We start from the raw sequence: 17610 nt of genomic DNA, 5'->3' as shown, positions 1-17610 counted from the left end.
CGGCGCCGAGATTTACCTCCGCAATCCCGTCCTTGAACTCAACCCGCAGGCTGACGGCAGTTGGCAGGTGGTGACCAAGGAAGGTACCATTCATGCTGAGCATGTGGTCAATGCTGGTGGTCTCTGGGCCCGGGAACTCGGCGAGATGGTCGGGATTTTCCTCCCCCTCCATCCTATGGAACATCAATATCTGATCACCGAGGATATTCCTGAAATTTATGAACTAGCCAAGGAACATCCCCATGTCATGGATCCGGAGGGGGAAAGCTATCTCCGGCAAGAAGGTCGTGGCCTCTGCATCGGCTTTTATGAGCAAGACTGCGACCCTTGGGGCGTCAACGGCACGCCGCTGGATTTCGGGCATGAATTGCTGCCCAACAAGCTCGACCGCATCAGCGACAGCATCGAGTTTGCCTACCGGCGCTTTCCGGTGCTGGAAACTGCCGGCGTGAAAAATATCATCAACGGCCCGTTCACCTTTGCGCCGGACGGCAATCCGCTGGTTGGGCCGGTGCCGGGCCTTAAGAACTACTGGTCGGCCTGCGCGGTCATGGCCGGGTTCAGCCAGGGCGGCGGTGTCGGCATGACGCTTGCCGAATGGATGATCGAAGGGGAACCGTCGCGCGATGTTTTCGCCATGGACGTGGCCCGCTACGGCGATTACTGCTCCCGCCCCTATGCCCGCAAGAAGGTGACAGAGAATTACCAGCGCCGCTTTACTATTACCTATCCCAACGAGGAACTTCCGGCGGCGCGGCCGTTTCAGACGACACCAGCCTATGCCATCTGGAAATCCCAGCGCGCGGTCTTCGGCCAGGGCTATGGCATGGAGGTGGTGAATTACTTTGCGCCGGAGGGCGAACCGCTGGTGGAGACGCCAAGTTTTCGCCGTTCCAACGCCTTTGAGGCGACTGCCGCCGAATGTAACGCGGTGCGTACCAAGGTCGGCATCACTGAGATCCATAATTTCGGCAAATACAAGATTACCGGCCCCAAGGCGGCCGACTGGCTGGATGTCATTATGGCAGGCCGTATCCCGAAGGTCGGCAGAATGTCCTTAAGCCCGATGCTGAGCCCGAAAGGAAAGTTGATCGGCGATTTCACTCTCGCACGGCTCGCCGAGGAGGAGTTCCAGGTCACTGCCTCCTTCGGGGCGCAGGCCTATCACCTCCGCTGGTTCTGGCAGCATCAGCCCGAGGAGGGCGTCGAGATCGAGAATGTGTCCCTGAAACGTATCGGCTTCCAGATTGCGGGTCCGCGCGCCCGTGACCTGCTCGCTAAGGTGACGTATGAGGATGTCTCGACCACCGCCTTTCCGTTCATGGCCGTCAAGCGCATGGGTGTTGGCCTCTCGGATGCCATCGTCCAGCGGGTCACCTATACCGGCGATCTCGGCTATGAGATTTATGTGCCCGAAAGCGAACAGGTCGCGCTATACGAAACCCTCGCCGAGGCGGGCAAGGAATTCGGTCTGACCCCGTTTGGCATGCGGGCAATGATGAGCCTGCGCCTGGAAAAATCCTTCGGCTCCTGGATGCGGGAGTTCAAACCCGATTACATGCCTGAGGAAACTGGCCTTGACCGCTTCGTTGCCTATAACAAGCCCGCCGATTTCATTGGCAAGGCGGCGGCGGCAAAGGAAAAGGCCGAAGGGCCGAAGCGTAAGCTGTCAACCTTCGTCGTTGACGCGCTTGACGCCGATGTCTTTGGCGATGAGCCGATCTGGAAAGACGGGAAAGTCATTGGTTTTGTTACCTCCGGCGGATATGCCCATCATGTGCAGAAATCCGTCGCGCTCGGTTTCACCCCGCCGGAAATGATCGCCGAGGGGGCCGAGTTCGAAATTGAAATACTGGGCGAAATGCGCCCGGCAAAAATGGTACTGGATCCCCTTCTCGATCCGACAGCATCGCGAATGAGGGGATAGTTCCAGAGTATAAATTTTTAAAAGGAGATTTCCATGTCGGCAAGAAAAGAACGGACTTCCGCACGACGAACCAGACGTGGAGCAAGACAGAAAGCGAGCTTCGCGCAACTGCCTCGACAAAAAGTCATCAACAGCTTCAAACCATTGGAGATTATTTCTGAGGATCAGATCGAGGCAATCCATAACGCCTCGATGGAAATCCTTGAAAATATTGGCATTAAGGTGCGCCACCCAGAGGCCCGCGATATTCTGAAAAAGGCGGGACAGAAGGTCGATACGGACACGGAAATTGTCTATTTTGACCGCGATTTCGTCATGGAGGCGATATCCCACGCCCCTTCGGAGTTCACCCTGCATGCTCCGAACCCGGACTGCAATCTGGAGATCGGTGGTCGCAATCTCGTGTTTTCCATGGTCGCCAGCACGCCCAATGCCACGGACATGGATAACGGGCGCCGCACCGGCAACCAAAAGGATTTCCGCAATTTCCTGAGGCTGGCGCAAAGCCTGAATGTTATCGGTACCTGTGGCGGCTATCCGGTCGAGCCCGTTGATATCCATGCCTCCATTCGCCATCTAGAATGCGGCCGCGATTTTGCCACGCTCACAGAAAAGGTGCCCTATATCTATTCTCTCGGCCGCGACCGAAACCTTGACGGCATTGAGATGGCGCGGATTGCCCGCGGTATCAGCCATGAGCAGATGCTGAAAGAGCCCAGCATTTTCACCATCATCAATTCCAACTCACCGTTGATGCTCGATACGCCGATGCTGGAGGGGATCATGGAAATGGCCCGCCATGGACAGGTTGTTGTCCTGACCCCGTTCACCTTGGCCGGTGCCATGTCCCCGGTCACGCTTGCCGGCGCCCTCGCCCAGCAGAACGCCGAAGCCCTCGCCGGGCTTAGCCTCGCGCAGACCGTGCGCCCGGGTACTCCTGTCATGTATGGCGGCTTTACCTCCAACGTGGATATGAAGTCGGGCGCTCCAGCCTTCGGCACGCCCGAATATGCGAAAGCCACCATAGCGACCGGGCAATTGATCCGCCGCTACAACCTCCCGTTCCGCTCCTCCAACGTCAATGCCTCGAACGTGGCGGACGCGCAGGCCGCCTATGAATCAGAGATGTCGCTCTGGTCGCTGGTGATGGGTGGCGCCAATTTCGTCAAGCATGCGGCGGGCTGGCTGGAAGGTGGCCTCAGCGCCTCGTTCGAAAAAGTTATTATGGATGTAGAGATGATCCAGATGATGATCGAAATGATGAAACCCATTGATACATCACCGGAATCCCTCGGTCTCGATGCTATGAGGGAAGCCGGGCATGGCGGTCATTTCTTCGGCACCCAGCATACGCAGGATCGCTATGAGACCGCGTTTTATACGCCCATTCTCTCCGACTGGCGCAACTATGAGAGCTGGGCTGAAGCCGGATCTCCGGACGCGCTGAAACGGGCAAATACGATCTTCAAGACCATCCTTGCCGACTATGAGCAACCTGCCCATGATCCCGCGCGGATGGAGGAATTGAACGAGTTCGTCGACAAGCGCATAGCCGCCGGTGGGGTCAAGACCGATTTCTGATGCTGACCATGGATTTCCGGTGTTTATGGGAGTATCCTATAAAGGAAATATCAGATGTCAGGAACATAGAAATGCGTGTCTCTCAAAAAAAGGGGGTCCAGTCCCTCGGGCTGGCTTTGGTGCTGGCAATGTCGACATTCGCACCCCTGCCCGTGGCGGCCGAGGACTGCCAGAGCCAGATCGACGCAGAAATCGCCAAGTTGCAGCTACCGCCTGAACGAGTAAAAAAAACCTTCACAATCGAGATATACAATGGTCAAGGCCGGGGCGGCGGTCGGATTGAGCGTTTTGAAGGCTGGGTTGTCTTCAAGGATTGTAAGGGAAATCTGGTTGTCACCATGGATCGCGCGTGCCGCCAGCAAGGGAATTACACCACCTATGAATGCCAGGTGCCGGGCGTTAAACACTACTGATCTTCAGGCATCGTAATCAACCGCGACATCATCTGTCAGCGGATGTGACTGGCAGGTCAGCACATAGCCTTCCGCAACTTCGCTGTCCTCAAGGGCATAGTTCACGTCCATCCGCACTTCGCCTTTCAACACCTTGGCCCGGCAGGTAGAGCAAACTCCGCCCTTGCAGGCGAACGGTACATCGAGGCCTTGAAAATAGGCCGCATCAAGGATGGAAACGCCTTCCTCCGCCACCTCGACATCACTTTGGCGACCGCCAAGAATAACCCGCACATTGCGCACAGGGCCTTTATTTTCGGGTGCAGAGACCGGTTGTGCCCCCGCTTTCATGGCCGCATCGGTAATGAATAGCTCGAAATGAATATGTTCCTTAGCGATTCCCTGCTCCTGTAGAAAGCCTTGTACCTCCATGATCATCTGTTCGGGACCGCAGAGAAAGACTTCATCGATCCGCTTGATATCAATTATATCATCCGCCAGTTCCTGGCATTTCCGGGCCGTGATGCGGCCGTTCAGTAGATCCGCGTCCTGATGCTCCCGGCTCAGGATATGCAGCAGGCTGAAGCGGTCAGGATAGATATTCTTCAAATCCTCCAACTGCTCCAGAAACAGGATGCTGGAAACGGCCCGGTTGCCATAGACCAGCGTCACCTGGGACAGCGGCTCGGTTTTGAGGATGGTCTTGACGATGGAAATGATCGGGGTAATCCCGCTCCCTACCGCGAAGGCGAGGTAATTCTTGTGGTTTTCCGGATCAAGCGCGGTAAAGAACCGGCCCTGCGGCACCATCACCTCAAGGGTCTCACCCGGTTTCAGGTTCTGGTTGGCATGGCCAGAGAACAGGCCGCCCTCGATTTTCTTCACGGCCACCCGAAGATCCCCATCGCCGACGGCGCTGCAGATGGAATAGGAGCGGCGACATTCTTCCCCGTCAAAAGTTCCCCGCAGGGTCAGATGCTGTCCCTGCGTAAAGCGATAGACATCCTTTAACTCCTCCGGGACCTCAAAGGAAATGGAGACGGCATCGCGGGTTTCCCGCACCACGTCCTTAATTTTCAGGGGATGGAAAATCGTCATTGCCGCCTCCTATACGCATTTGAAATAGTCGAAGGGTTCAAGACAATCCTTGCATTTATATTGCGCCTTGCAGGCGGTCGAGCCAAACTCGCTGACAACGCAAGTATTCGTGGACTTGCATTGCGGGCAGGCGACCGTTTGATGGCCCAGCAACGTTCCGCGCGCCTTGCCTGCCGGCGGGGCAATGCCGAATTCCTCCAGCTTTTTACGCCCTTCGGGCGAGATCCAGTCCGTTGTCCAGGCCGGGGAGATTTCGGTCAGGATGTCAAAATCGCTAATCCCGTGCAATTTCAGCATGGTCGCAATATCCTCCTCAATCACAGCCATAGCCGGACAGCCGGAATAGGTCGGCGTAATGACCACCTGAAGCCGCCCGTGACTGACATCGATGCGGCGGATTATCCCCATCTCCTCAATGCTCAGTACCGGGATTTCAGGATCCTTCACCAGCGCAAGAATTGTCGTCACCTCATCCCTGTCGAGCGTTTTCACCATGTTGCATCCGGATAGGCGCGTTGCAGGAATTGCATCTCCGCCAGCAGATAGCCCAAATGCTCTGAATGCTTGCCTTCCCGGCTGCCGCGCACGCACCAGCTATCTTCGGGGCGAGTGAGCGTCGCGTTGGCCAACATGCCGTTGATATAATCGTCCCAGGCGGGTTTCAGGGCCGCGGCATCGACGCCAATACCCGCCTCCGTCATGGCCTCATCCACCGCGTCCATATCGAACATTTCGGGCACGAAGCCCCAGAGCTCGTCAATCGCGGCTTGCATTTTCCCATGGCTTTCCTCGGTGCCATCGCCGAGACGGATTACCCAGTTTGAACTATGACGCCGATGATAGGTGATCTCCTTCAATGACTTGACAGCAATACCTGAGAGACGGTCATCAGTTGATAGGCTCAACCCTTCATATTGTAGATATTGAAAGGCATCAAACAATAGCTGGCGCGCCATAGTCTTGGCAAAATTCTCATTGGGTTGTTCCAGCAGCAACAGGTTACGCCAGGCCTTGGTATCACGGTGAAAGGCAAGCCGGTCTTCATCCCTGCCCTTGCCCTCAACCTCGCCCGCATAAGTCAGCAGCATCCGCGCCTGCCCGACCAGATCGAGACCGATATTGGCAAGCGCCAGTTCCTCCTCCAGGATGGGGGCATGCCCGCTCCATTCAGCGAGCCGCTGGCCGAGGATAAGGCTGTTGTCGCCAAGGCGCAGGAGATAGTCAAACAGGGCCTGTTGATCGGTCACGGGAACGTCCTCACATATGCCCGACTTCATCGGGGAGGTCGTAAAAGGTCGGATGACGATAGAGCTTGTCGTCACTTGGCTCATAGAAATTGCCCTTGTCATCGGGGGACGAGGCGACGATATCCGTCGATTTTACCACCCAGATGCTGACGCCTTCGCTGCGGCGGGTATAGACGTCACGCGCGTTGGTCAGCGCCATTTCCGCATCCGAGGCATGGAGACTGCCAACATGTTTATGATCGAGGCCGTTCTTGGCCCGGATAAACACCTCAAATAGCGGCAATTCATCATGATAGTCGTTGCTCATCGCGTTGTTCCTTCTCAGGCGGCCTGATCTGCCCGTGATTTCTGTTTGCGGGCATAGGCAAGGGCGGCATCGCGCACCCATTTTCCGCCGTCATGGGCATCGACGCGGGCCTTCAGCCGTTCACGGTTGCACAGGCCGTTGCCGCTGACGACGTTCTTGAATTCCACCCAGTCAATCTCACCGAAATCGTACGATCCCCGTTCCTCGTTCCAGACAAGATTATCGTCGGGAACGCGCAGCTCCAGGAATTTAGCCTGCGGCACCGTGGCATCGACAAATTTCTGGCGCAGCTCGTCATTGGATTGGCGCTTAATCTTCCATTTCATCGATTGCGCCGATTGCGGGGATTTGGCGTCATTCGGGCCGAACATCATCAGCGACGGCCACCACCAGCGGTTCAGCGCATCCTGCGCCATCTCCTGCTGGTCCTGCGTGCCCCGCGCCATCGTCATCATGATCTCGTAGCCCTGACGCTGGTGAAAGCTTTCTTCCTTGCAGATCTTGACCATGGCGCGCGCGTACGGCCCGTAAGAACAGCGACAGAGGGCAATCTGGTTGGTAATGGCGGCCCCGTCGACAAGCCAGCCAATGGCGCCAACATCGGCCCAGGTCAGCGTCGGGTAATTGAAAATGCTGGAGTATTTGGCCTTACCACTATGCAACTGGTCAAACATCTCATCCCGGGTAATACCGAGGGTTTCGGTGGCACTGTAAAGATACAGGCCATGCCCGCCCTCATCCTGCACCTTGGCCATCAGGACGGCCTTGCGTTTCAGTGACGGCGCCCGGGTCAGCCAGTTCCCTTCCGGCAACATGCCGACAATTTCCGAATGCGCATGCTGGGACATCTGGCGGATCAGCGTATGCCGATACCTGTCCGGCATCCAATCCTTGGGCTCAATCCGCTTTTCCGCATCAACCTTCGCCTGAAAATCGGCCTCTAGAGCTTCTAACTCAGAAGTCATTACATCCATCCCGCGCCTCCCATATCAACTGTTCATAATATGATACATTTTTTATATTTTTTCAACATATTTTGTATCATTAAATTCTAGGGCGGCAGCCCTAGTCAAGACACCTTCCGGCTTGTATAAATCGCAAGAACCTAAATCATAAAAATAACCAACGGTCAGCGAGAAACGAATTGATTGAAACCACTGCCAAGCAAGTGAGATATGCCGCCGTTGCCAGTCTCTATCATGCCTTTTTCACAGGCCTGTTCCTCTCGGTTACCCTGCGCAAAGACAGGTTGGCGGCGGGCGAGCTTTGTTTTCAGGTTTTCCGCCGCCAGCATCACGAGAAATTTCTTTCCAGCTTTGAAAAGCTCGGCCTGACCGGCCTGCCCGATGCCGTGGCTTGCGCGCAATATCATTATCTGTCCAATGGTGTCGGCGGGGTCCCTGTTGAATATATGTATGAAAATGATGAAAAGGCCTGGGTCCATTTCTGCCATCCCCGCTGGATGTATGAGGGGGCCGCGCTCTGCGGCATGCCGATCGAGGTCAGCCACGGGTTTCTGAAAGGCTGGTACGGGCAGAATGGCGTCTCGCTCAAAAATCCGCGTCTTGGCTTTGTCTGCACCTCGCAGGATATGGACGGCCAATATGGCATGGCGGGTTATTTCAAGGTCTTTGACCATGATCTCGCGCCTGAGGAAAGACTGCAGTTTTCGCCCGGCGAAATAGCACCTGCCTTTGATCCCGCCGCCGCGCCGAAGCTGGAAGCTGGCAACTGGCCCGAGGAACGCCTGCAAAAGGCCAACCGCAATTATGCCATGGAATATGCGAAAAACGCGCTTCTTGAGCTTGCCGAAATTTTCGGGCCCGCCGACGCGGCCTATCTCGGTGGTATCACAGCGCAACTGATCGGCAAGCAGTTCTACCGGCAGACAGCCGACATGTTGGGCGTGACCGGCGACAGCCCGTCGGCTTTTGCCGATTATTTCAGCGCTATGATCGACGGCCATGATGATGAGGTGACGGTGGAGACCGACGGAAATGCGATACTCGTCCGCCAAAAGGGCTGGCGCCTGATGCGCGGAACCGGCCCCCATCCGCCCTCTGTGTTCGAGGCCTGGAGCCAGCTCTGGCAGGGCGCCCTTTCCGTCCATAACCGGTTCCTAGTGCTGGAAACCCTCCAGCGGCAGGACTATGGCGATGACTGCTTTGAATGGCGCATCCGGGCAAGGGGCGGTCAATGAAGATTGTCATCACCGGCGGCGCGGGGTTTTTGGGGCGGCGGCTCGCGCGGGCCCTGCTGGACCGCGGATATGCAGTCGGGCGCGACGGGGAAAGACAGGAAATAACCGAGCTTGTCCTGTTTGACCTCGCACCAAACATAAATCTCAGCGATACGCGTCTTCGATATATCTCCGGTGATATCGCTAATCCCGCCGAAATGAAAAGCCTCATCGATGAGGCAACGGACAGTATTTTCCACCTTGCCGCCGTGGTCAGCGCCCATGCAGAGGAGGATTTCGATCTTGGCTACCGGATCAATCTTGACGGCACCCGCCATGTGCTGGAGGCGGGTCGCGCCCTGCCCCATACCCCTAAAGTTGTGTTCACAAGCTCCATTGCTAGTTACGGCGGTGCGCTGCCCGACGTGGTGACCGACGAAACGGCCCAGATGCCGCAAACCTCCTACGGCATATCCAAGGTCATGGGCGAGTTGCTGGTACAGGATTACAGCCGCAAGGGCTTCGTCGATGGCCGCTCGCTCCGGCTGCCGACAATATCGGTGCGTACGGGCCTGCCGAACAAGGCCGCCTCCACCTGGGCAAGCTCCATGATCCGCGAGCCGCTCTGCGGCAAGGACGCGATCTGCCCGGTGAGCCCGGAAACGAAAATGGCCTGCATGTCGCCCTCGCGGATTATCACGGCCCTGCTTCATGCCCATGACCTGCCCGCGGGTGAGTTTGGCGCCAGCCGATCCCTCCTGCTCCCCGGGATTTCCATCACCGCCGGCGAAATGGCGGCGGCCGTCGACCGCCATAAAGGCAACCGCCGTCTCGGCCATATTCACTGGACACCCGATCCCGTCATCCAGAAGATTGTTGACGGCTGGCCCAAGGCAACCCGGTCAGCACGAGCGGACCGAATGGGGTTTTCCGGCGACGACAGCCTTGACGACATTATCGGCGCCTTTATCGAGGAAGACCTCGAGACGCAGATGACACTTTATAGCCCGCCCGCAAACTAAACGAAAATATACCAAAAGCCCTTGCCTCCTGACGCTTAAATCTGCGACACTCCGGCAAATATTTGCGCAAAGGAAATTGAAATATGGATGTCAAAGCGGCTGTTGCCCACAAGGCCGGAGCGCCTCTCACCATCGAAACCGTCAGCCTTGAGGGCCCCCGCGAGGGCGAGGTGCTTGTCGAGATCAAGGCGAGCGGGCTCTGCCATACGGACGCATTCACCCTGTCGGGCGACGATCCCGAAGGGATCTTCCCCGCCATTCTCGGCCATGAGGGCGCCGGTGTCGTCGTCGAGGTCGGCGCCGGGGTCAAAAGCCTGAAAAAAGGCGACCATGTCATTCCGCTCTATACACCTGAATGCCGCCAATGCGACTATTGCACCAGCGGCAAGACCAATCTCTGCCAGGCAATCCGCGTGACACAAGGACAAGGCCTGATGCCGGACGGCTCGAGCCGGTTCAAGATCAATGGCGAGAAAGTCTTTCACTACATGGGCTGCTCGACCTTCTCCAACTATACAGTTGTGCCGGAAATCGCCCTTGCCAAAATCCGCGAGGATGCCCCCTTCGACAAGGTCTGCTATATCGGCTGCGGTGTCACGACGGGCATTGGTGCCGTCATTAACACGGCGAAGGTGAAACCCGGCGATAATGTCGTCGTCTTCGGCCTTGGCGGTATCGGCCTCAATGTCATTCAGGGCGCGCGGATGGCGGGTGCCAACATGATCGTCGGTGTCGATCTCAACCCGGCACGAAAGGCGTTGGGCGAAAAATTCGGCATGACCCATTTCGTCAATCCAGCTGAGGTAGAGGGCGACCTCGTCCCTTATCTCGTCGACCTGACCAAGGGCGGTGCGGATTACTCGTTTGAATGTATCGGCAATGTCAATGTCATGCGTCAGGCGCTTGAATGCTGCCATAAAGGCTGGGGGGAAAGCATCATCATCGGCGTTGCGGGCGCCGGTCAGGAAATTGCCACCCGACCGTTCCAGCTGGTGACCGGGCGCGTCTGGAAAGGCACGGCCTTCGGCGGCGCCAAGGGCCGCACGGATGTGCCGAAAATTGTCGACTGGTACATGGACGGCAAGATCAATATCGATGACCTTATCACCCATGTCATGCCGATCGAGAAGATCAACGAGGGCTTTGACCTGATGCATGAAGGCAAGTCCATCCGCAGCGTCGTCACCTTTTAAGGACGTCTTATGAAAGTACTTTCCGAACAGGCCTGCTTTGGCGGGCTGCAGGGCTTTTACGAGCATGCCTCAAGGGAAACCGGCACGGTCATGCGCTTTGCCGTCTTTCAGCCGCCGCAAGCCAAGGCGCAACGGGTGCCTGTTCTTTATTACCTCGCGGGTCTCACCTGCACCGAGGAGACTGCGACCATCAAGGCGGGCGCACAAAAGGTCGCCGCCGAGGAAGGGCTGATGCTGGTGATGCCGGATACCAGTCCGCGCGGCCTCAATATCGCCGGAGAGGATAACGACTGGGATTTCGGCACCGGCGCCGGATTTTATCTAGATGCCACTGAAGACCCCTGGGGCAAAAACTACCGCATGGAAAGCTATGTAACGACGGAGCTGAAGGCGATGGTGGACAGCGAGTTTAAGACGGACGCGCGACGCAGCGGCGTCTTTGGTCATTCCATGGGCGGCCATGGCGCGCTAACCCTCGGCCTTAAGAACCCGGATATCTATCAGTCCGTCTCCGCCTTCGCACCGATTTGTGCGCCGATGCAATGCCCCTGGGGGGAGAAAGCCTTTACCGGCTACCTTGGGCCGAACAGGGCCAAATGGCGTGCCTATGACGCGACGGAACTGGTGAAAGACGGCGCACGGAATTCCCCGATCCTGATCGATCAGGGCCGGGCGGATAATTTTCTTCAGGAACAGCTAAAACCGGAAGTGTTCGAGACCGCCTGCCGCGACGCCGGTCAGGACCTGACACTCCGGTTCCACGATGGCTATGACCACAGCTACTATTTCATCCAGACTTTCATGGAAGAACATATCCGCCATCACGCCCGGATTTTGAACGCCCGCTAATTATTAATCAGCGAGATGGGCGCGGACATGGGCGTTAAACAGCTCTGGCCTTTCCATGGCCAGCTGGTGGGAGGCGTTCTCGACGATCACCAGCTTGGAGCCGTCAATCTGCCTGTGGATAAGCTCAGAAGCGCTAACCGGGGTTCCCTCATCCTCCCGCCCGACAATGACCAGCGTTTTCGCGGTGATATCTCCGATCCGGCCTGACAGGTCAATCCCGGCAATCGCCTGAGCGCACCCGACATAACCTTCGACGGACGTCTCCCGGATCATTTTGCGAATGCGGGCGTCCAGTTCGGGGTTGTTTTCGAGGGATTCACGGGTCAACCAGCGTTCCATCGATCCCTGAACATGCGATTCCATCCCCTTTTCCTGCGCCTGGCGAATACGTTTGGGCCAGAGGGCTGCCACGCCATCGAGCAGGGCACAAAGCGAGCTCGAAATGACAAGTCCCAGCACCCGCTCCGGATATCGGAGAGCAAATTCCTGGGCTATCATACCACCGATCGACAAGCCGACGATTTGGCTTTTGGTTACGCCATAATAATCCTGTATCGCGGCCATGTCCTTGGCCAGCAAAGCAAAGTCATAGGCGCCAGGTGTCGCTTCGCTTTCGCCATGGCCGCGTAAGCTGTAACGCAACACGCGGTAATCTTTTGACAGGTCGGCGGCGAGCTCATCCCAGGCGGTGAGGTCACAGCACAGCGAATGGCTTAAAGTCACAACAGGTGCGCCCTCTGGCCCCTCGAACCGGGTATCGAACTCAACTCCATTTGCGAAAATTTTCATGGCTGTCTCCCTTATTATTATTATTGACGCCCTATTATGCCGGAATCTTTACCTCGTTGACAAGCTGAGCGCCGCGGCTTGCCATAAAATACAAGCCCATATAATGGGTGATGTCCTGCGGATGTGACGCGGCGGCCCCCAGCCCTTCCTTTTCGGCGATTGCGCGCGGCAAATCATAGGTCGAACAGCCCTTGTCATAAACGAAAATGTCCTTGAGGCCGGGCATCATGTCGTGATTGCGGGCGCTCAAACTGGTGAGAACAAAATCCATCACGCAGATATCGGTACAAATCCCGACCACCAGCAAGTCGGTGATGGCGTTGTCGCGCACCCAATCCACAACGGAATTAGAGCCGTCGGCGCGCGTCGCCCCGACAAACCCGTTGATGCAGTCCTTTTTCACAAGCGTCGTATTCGGGTCCTGCTCAAGCCATTTAAGCTCGGGCACCAACTCTTCCTGGCCCGTTCCCGCCTCACAATGCGGCGGATAGGGGGGTTCGACCTTGCCGGGGGTGTGAGTATCCAGAAAGGCGAGGATTGGCCACCCCTGTCCGGTGAAGGATTTGGCGAGACGCACCGTCTCCTCCACCATGGTCGAGACCTGTGCATTTGGAGCCGGAGGAGCGAGCGGCCCCGCCCCCACGGTTGCGAACCCATTTACCTCATCAACGATCACCAGCCCGACACGCCGGTCGCCATCCGCCGGATCGAGAGGCGCAAGGGTAAGCGGCATGGCTGCCGCCAGGGCATCGGTGATGTTTTTGCTATCCATTCAAACTCACTTGTCGAGGGTCACTTTTTGACGTCACATTGATTGGTCGGCCGGATGGGTCCCAGTGCCTTTGCAACATTCAATTCCCCATTTTCGGTCTTGGCGATATACATATTCATCACCGTGTGATGATCTTCCTTCGTTATCATGGCGGGACCTGTGGGAATTTCAAAGGATAAACCTGCCATCCCGTCCACCGCCGCTTCACGGTCGACCTTGCCTGATTTCTCAAGTCCGCCTTTAAGCGCAATCAGAGAATTGTAATGGGTCATGACATAGAAGGAAACCGTGGTGTCCGCGCCTTCTGCCTTCCTGATTTTCGCGACAAACTCCTTTACGCCCGGCTCATTGGAATTTGCTACCATCGGCACGCCGGCATACATGCCCTCGCCCTTACCCGGACCGAACGCGCCGAGATAGGTTTCCGCAAACCCGAGGAAGGCAATTTTCATGGTTTTCGTCAGGCCGAATTCCTCCGCCTGCTTGATGAAAGTGATACCGTCGGCACCCGGCAGGGCGAACAGCAGTATCTTGGCACCGGAGGCGGCAATCTTGCGAATGACGGAGGAGAAGTCCTTGACGCCAAACGGTGTATATTCCTCAGCGACCGTGCTGCCGCCTGTTTTAGTGATGATATCCTTCGCGGTTTCAAACATCTTGCGCGGCCAGATATAGTCGGCCCCAAACATGTAATAGCTGTCGCCAACCCCGATATCCTTCAGATAGGGGATCAGGGGCGCTGTGTCCTGGTTCGGGACGGTATTGAACGAGAACAAATAGCGGTTACACATGCCGCCTTCATAATTGGTCGCATACAAGAGCGGTGTTTTTTCACGCTCAATCACGGCGGACATGGCATCGCGGCCAGCGGAGGTGATCGGGCCGGAGATCGCAATGACCTCATCGCGCTGGATCAGTTTTTTTGCCCGTTCCACCGAGGTTTTCGGATCGGTTTTATTGTCCTCATACAGAATTTCAACAGGATGACCAAGAATACCGCCGCCCGCGTTAATTTCAGCGACCGCCAGATCAAGACCCATTTTCGCCTGACTGCCGAACAGTTCCAATCCCCCGGAGAACGGCTGCACGGCGCCGATCTTGATGGTTTTACCAGCGGCAATAGACGGCATGCTGAAAGAAGACATCGCCGCCGTCGCCCCCATAGCCGCCACGAATTTTCTTCTTGAAATATCTAACATCAGCCGACCTCGTTTCTCTATTGTTCACAAAGGATACATGATCTGATTGGTTCAGATACAAATTGATGTGTCTGTTTATGTCAGTTAATTTGGACGGATCAAGTAGTTAAGGGTATGGTTGGCCGAAAATCGGCTTTTTGAACAAAATAACAGGCAAAGTCATTCGTGTACCTATTAATAACTCGTTTGTATGCCAACAATATTTGCTCATGTACTTGGTAAATTATTTGAATCATGGGAGACGCGGGCTTGCCTTTTCTTGAATTAAAGTCCCTGGTCAGGACTTTTGGGGGGCTGCGGGCCGTTGATGACTTCTCCCTAGACCTCAGTGAGGGCAGTCTCAATGCGCTTGTTGGCCCCAACGGCTGCGGCAAATCCACTCTGTTCAACCTGATCACCGGCAACCTGCGCCCAGATAGCGGAACCGTGCGATTTCAGGGACGGGATATTACGGGCCTGCCGCCCTACAGGATCGCGCGGCGTGGTATCGGTCGGAAATTTCAGGTTCCCGCCATTTTCGATGAACTGACGGTTCGGGAGAACCTTGTCGTGGCTGGACGGCGGCGGGGGGACGACGCTGAAATCTCTCGTATCCTGACGCAAACCCGGCTATCTGCTGCTCATCAGGATCCAGCAGGAGAGCTTGCCCATGGCCAGAAACAATGGCTTGAGATCGGCATTCTGCTGGCGCAGCGCCCATCCCTCATCCTGCTCGATGAGCCAACCGCTGGCATGACCCCCGCCGAAACGGAGGCGACAGTCGACCTTATCCTTGAAATCAACGAACGTCAGAACATCACGATCCTGGTCATCGAGCATAACATGGGATTTATCGAGCATCTTGCCTGTCCCCTGCATGTTATGTCCAAGGGAAAACGTCTCAAATCCGGTGACTTCGCCAGCATTCGGGGCGATGAGGATGTCCACGAGCTGTATTTTGGACGGCGCGAGCCCGCCGCCGCCGAGGCCCAGCCCTATGCTTGATATCGAGAAACTGACCGCGGGATATCGCGATGCCATGGTCTTGCGCGACCTGAGCTGCCACCTTGACGGCGGACGGGTAACCGCCCTGATGGGACGTAATGGCATGGGGAAGACGACCCTGCTAAAAACCATCATGGGATTAATCCGGCCACGGAGCGGGCGTATCACCTTCGCCGGACAATCGATTGAGTCACTGCCGACATACCAGGTATCCCGCGCCGGTATTGGCTATGTTCCACAAGGACGCGAAATATTCGATAGCCTGACTGTCCATGACAACCTGAGGTTAAGCCTTCTCGGTCATGGATTGCAGGGACTGGAACGGCTCCAGAAGATCTATGAATGGTTCCCCCTGTTAAAAGAGCGGGAAACGCAAAAGGCGGGCAGTTTTTCCGGCGGCCAGCAGCAAATACTGGCAATCGCCCGCGCCCTGATCCCCGGGCCGCAATTTCTCCTGCTCGATGAACCGACAGAGGGTATCCAGCCCAACATTATTCATGATATCGGACTTCAACTCGCAAGAATTGCCAAAGAGACCGGACTTGGCATTTTGATTGTCGAGCAGAATGTCGATATGGTGAGAACGCTCGCCGATCATGTAATGTTTATGGAGAATGGATTGATCCGGGAAAGCTGTGATATTGACAGGTTGAAAGATGATGACAGCCTCCTGCATCGCTATCTTTCCATTTAGGGCCTAATGTAATGACTGACTTCTTACCTGTAACCCTTGATGCTACCTCGTATATTCTTATTCTGGTTCTGGTCGCGCTTGGCCTGATGATCGTCTTCGGGATGATGGGCGTGATCAATATGGCTCATGGGGAACTGTTCATGATCGGGGCCTATGTCATGGTGACGACGCAAACGGCGGGCCTGCCGTTTGTTGCCGGGATCGTGCTGGCACCGATTATTGTCGGCCTGCTCGGACTGATCATCGAAATGGCGCTCATTCGCCATATCTATCATCGTCCGCTTGATACCATCCTCGCGACATGGGGTCTGTCAATTGCGCTTAAGCAAATAATCGTCCTTGTTTTCGGCCCGGAATCCCATAGCGTCATCATCCCGGTTGAGGGCAGTATCACTATTGGCGGGTTCAGTTATCCGCTCTATCGCCTGCTTCTTATGGGCGTGTCCGCGGGGTTGATCGCCGGAACCTACTGGATCTTCATGAAAACCGGGTTCGGCCTGATGGCCCGCGCCGTTATCGCTCGCCCGGGGACTGCGGCGACGCTTGGCATCAATACCCGGCGGATGTACCGCTGGAGCTTTGTCATCGGCACCGCCCTCGCCGGTCTCGCCGGGGCCCTAGTCGCGCCGCTTATCAGCGTCGATCCACAAATGGGGCTTGGCTATCTGGTGCCCGGGTTTCTCTCGATTCTCGTCGGCGGTGCCGGGCCGCTGGCGGGCGTGCTTGTGGGCGGCGCCGTCATTGGCGGGGTCAACAACCTTCTGGCAGTCTGGATTTCCCCGGTGGCGGCGCTGATCACCGTCTATATTATCGCTATTCTGATCATTCGCCTGAAACCCGAAGGCCTATTGGGGACACGCCGTGAGAAATAGTCTGGTTGCCGCCATTGTGTTTGGCTGTCTCGCCCTCTCCCCGGCCTTTCTCGGCTCCTATTGGACCGGACAGCTGACCAGCTATCTTGTCTTCGGCCTGTTGGCGCTATCGCTGTCATTGGTCTGGGGCTATGGCGGTATTCTCTGTTTTGGACAGGCTATGTTCTTTGGCATCGGCGGCTATATCATGGCTATTTTCACCAAGGGCATGATCTACCCCGATCTCACCAACAGCTATCTGGGGCTTTTTGCAGCTATGGCCGGATCGGCGATGTTCGCCCTCGCCCTCGGTTATTTCCTGTTTGCCGGACGCGGAATCAGCGGCGCCTATCTCGCCATTATTACCCTTGCCATCGCGCTCGTACTGGAACGGCTGATGAACAACTGGTACGCGCTCGGCGGTTATAATGGCTTGCTCAACGTGCCGCCGTTAAAACTGGTTTGGTTCGGGCTCAATTACGAGCTTTGGGACCAACTTCCGACCTTCTATATCATTCTCGGTATT

18 protein-coding genes and 1 pseudogene are annotated in these 17610 nt (G+C 56.3%); 11 read left to right on the top strand and 8 right to left on the bottom strand.

Annotated features, from left to right (window positions below; translation table 11 throughout):
• The 3 genes from ACESNI_RS15375 to ACESNI_RS15365 form a co-directional block, all read left to right on the top strand.
• Nucleotides 1-1927 (top strand): FAD-dependent oxidoreductase (locus ACESNI_RS15375; RefSeq protein ID WP_373088553.1); only part of this gene is annotated, 1927 nt, incomplete at its 5' end.
• Between the two features lie 33 nt (nt 1928-1960).
• Nucleotides 1961-3508: a trimethylamine methyltransferase family protein gene (locus ACESNI_RS15370; protein ID WP_373088551.1), complete on the top strand. Its 1548-nt coding sequence runs from the start codon at nt 1961-1963 to the stop codon at nt 3506-3508.
• A 71-nt stretch (nt 3509-3579) separates the two neighbouring features.
• Nucleotides 3580-3921 carry a hypothetical protein gene (locus ACESNI_RS15365; protein ID WP_373088549.1) on the top strand — a complete coding sequence of 114 codons (342 nt, stop codon included), beginning with the start codon at nt 3580-3582 and terminating at the stop codon, nt 3919-3921.
• 3 nt (nt 3922-3924) lie between these two features.
• On the opposite strand, the gene paaE is transcribed toward ACESNI_RS15365, so the two are convergent.
• Genes paaE through paaA form a run of 5 tightly spaced genes read right to left on the bottom strand, consistent with a single transcriptional unit; the run spans nt 3925 to nt 7526 of the window.
• Entirely contained in the window at nt 3925-4998 is a 1074-nt protein-coding gene (gene paaE / locus ACESNI_RS15360) for a 1,2-phenylacetyl-CoA epoxidase subunit PaaE (RefSeq protein ID WP_373088547.1), read from the bottom strand.
• Between the two features lie 9 nt (nt 4999-5007).
• Nucleotides 5008-5493 (bottom strand): 1,2-phenylacetyl-CoA epoxidase subunit PaaD, encoded by a 486-nt coding sequence (paaD, locus tag ACESNI_RS15355; protein ID WP_373088545.1) that lies wholly within the window; start codon nt 5491-5493, stop codon nt 5008-5010.
• The gene (gene paaC / locus ACESNI_RS15350; RefSeq protein WP_373088556.1) at nt 5487-6275 is read right to left on the bottom strand and encodes a 1,2-phenylacetyl-CoA epoxidase subunit PaaC; all 789 of its coding nucleotides are present in this window, start codon (nt 6273-6275) and stop codon (nt 5487-5489) included. Before paaC ends, paaD begins: the two co-directional genes overlap by 7 nt.
• Nucleotides 6256-6552, bottom strand: a complete 297-nt coding sequence (gene paaB / locus ACESNI_RS15345) for a 1,2-phenylacetyl-CoA epoxidase subunit PaaB (RefSeq protein ID WP_373088543.1) — start codon at nt 6550-6552, stop codon at nt 6256-6258. The genes paaC and paaB overlap by 20 nt, the downstream gene beginning before the upstream one ends.
• Before the next feature lie 14 nt (nt 6553-6566).
• A complete protein-coding gene (gene paaA, locus ACESNI_RS15340) occupies nt 6567-7526 on the bottom strand; it encodes a 1,2-phenylacetyl-CoA epoxidase subunit PaaA (protein WP_373088541.1) in 960 nt (319 codons plus the stop codon).
• A gap of 170 nt (nt 7527-7696) precedes the next feature.
• On the opposite strand from paaA, the gene ACESNI_RS15335 reads away from it, so the two are divergent.
• The 4 genes from ACESNI_RS15335 (at nt 7697) to fghA (ending at nt 11795) form a co-directional block, all read left to right on the top strand.
• A complete protein-coding gene (locus tag ACESNI_RS15335) occupies nt 7697-8752 on the top strand; it encodes a hypothetical protein (RefSeq protein WP_373088539.1) in 1056 nt (351 codons plus the stop codon).
• Nucleotides 8749-9753, top strand: a complete 1005-nt coding sequence (gene denD, locus ACESNI_RS15330) for a D-erythronate dehydrogenase (protein WP_373088537.1) — start codon at nt 8749-8751, stop codon at nt 9751-9753. The genes ACESNI_RS15335 and denD overlap by 4 nt, the downstream gene beginning before the upstream one ends.
• A gap of 83 nt (nt 9754-9836) precedes the next feature.
• Nucleotides 9837-10946, top strand: a complete 1110-nt coding sequence (locus ACESNI_RS15325; RefSeq protein WP_373088535.1) for an S-(hydroxymethyl)glutathione dehydrogenase/class III alcohol dehydrogenase — start codon at nt 9837-9839, stop codon at nt 10944-10946.
• Between the two features lie 9 nt (nt 10947-10955).
• Complete coding sequence (fghA, locus tag ACESNI_RS15320) at nt 10956-11795, top strand: S-formylglutathione hydrolase (RefSeq protein ID WP_373088532.1); 840 nt, start codon at nt 10956-10958, stop codon at nt 11793-11795.
• Nucleotides 11796-11798: 3 nt separating this feature from the next.
• Here fghA and ACESNI_RS15315 read toward each other — a convergent pair whose 3' ends face one another.
• Genes ACESNI_RS15315 through ACESNI_RS15305 form a run of 3 tightly spaced genes read right to left on the bottom strand, consistent with a single transcriptional unit; the run spans nt 11799 to nt 14555 of the window.
• Nucleotides 11799-12584, bottom strand: coding sequence for an alpha/beta fold hydrolase (locus ACESNI_RS15315; protein ID WP_373088530.1), 786 nt, complete (start codon nt 12582-12584; stop codon nt 11799-11801).
• Nucleotides 12585-12618: 34 nt separating this feature from the next.
• The gene (locus ACESNI_RS15310; protein ID WP_373088528.1) at nt 12619-13356 is read right to left on the bottom strand and encodes an isochorismatase family protein; all 738 of its coding nucleotides are present in this window, start codon (nt 13354-13356) and stop codon (nt 12619-12621) included.
• A gap of 20 nt (nt 13357-13376) precedes the next feature.
• Complete coding sequence (locus tag ACESNI_RS15305) at nt 13377-14555, bottom strand: substrate-binding protein (RefSeq protein WP_373088525.1); 1179 nt, start codon at nt 14553-14555, stop codon at nt 13377-13379.
• Nucleotides 14556-14804: 249 nt separating this feature from the next.
• Here ACESNI_RS15305 and ACESNI_RS15300 point away from each other — a divergent pair, with 249 nt between their 5' ends.
• From ACESNI_RS15300 to ACESNI_RS15285, 4 genes and pseudogenes are all read left to right on the top strand, one after another.
• Nucleotides 14805-15539, top strand: a complete 735-nt coding sequence (locus tag ACESNI_RS15300) for an ABC transporter ATP-binding protein (protein ID WP_373088523.1) — start codon at nt 14805-14807, stop codon at nt 15537-15539.
• The gene (locus ACESNI_RS15295) at nt 15532-16233 is read left to right on the top strand and encodes an ABC transporter ATP-binding protein (RefSeq protein ID WP_373088521.1); all 702 of its coding nucleotides are present in this window, start codon (nt 15532-15534) and stop codon (nt 16231-16233) included. The genes ACESNI_RS15300 and ACESNI_RS15295 overlap by 8 nt, the downstream gene beginning before the upstream one ends.
• Before the next feature lie 11 nt (nt 16234-16244).
• Nucleotides 16245-17105: a branched-chain amino acid ABC transporter permease gene (locus ACESNI_RS15290; RefSeq protein WP_373088519.1), complete on the top strand. Its 861-nt coding sequence runs from the start codon at nt 16245-16247 to the stop codon at nt 17103-17105.
• Nucleotides 17095-17610 (top strand): annotated as a pseudogene (locus tag ACESNI_RS15285) (branched-chain amino acid ABC transporter permease); the annotation flags it as partial. The gene ACESNI_RS15290 and the pseudogene ACESNI_RS15285, both read left to right, overlap by 11 nt.

The sequence above is a fragment of the Sneathiella sp. genome (assembly GCF_041689005.1).
Taxonomy (GTDB): Bacteria; Pseudomonadota; Alphaproteobacteria; order Sneathiellales; family Sneathiellaceae; genus Sneathiella.
Note: the sequence above shows the minus strand (reverse complement) of the source record. Positions and strands in the feature narration are given on the sequence as shown.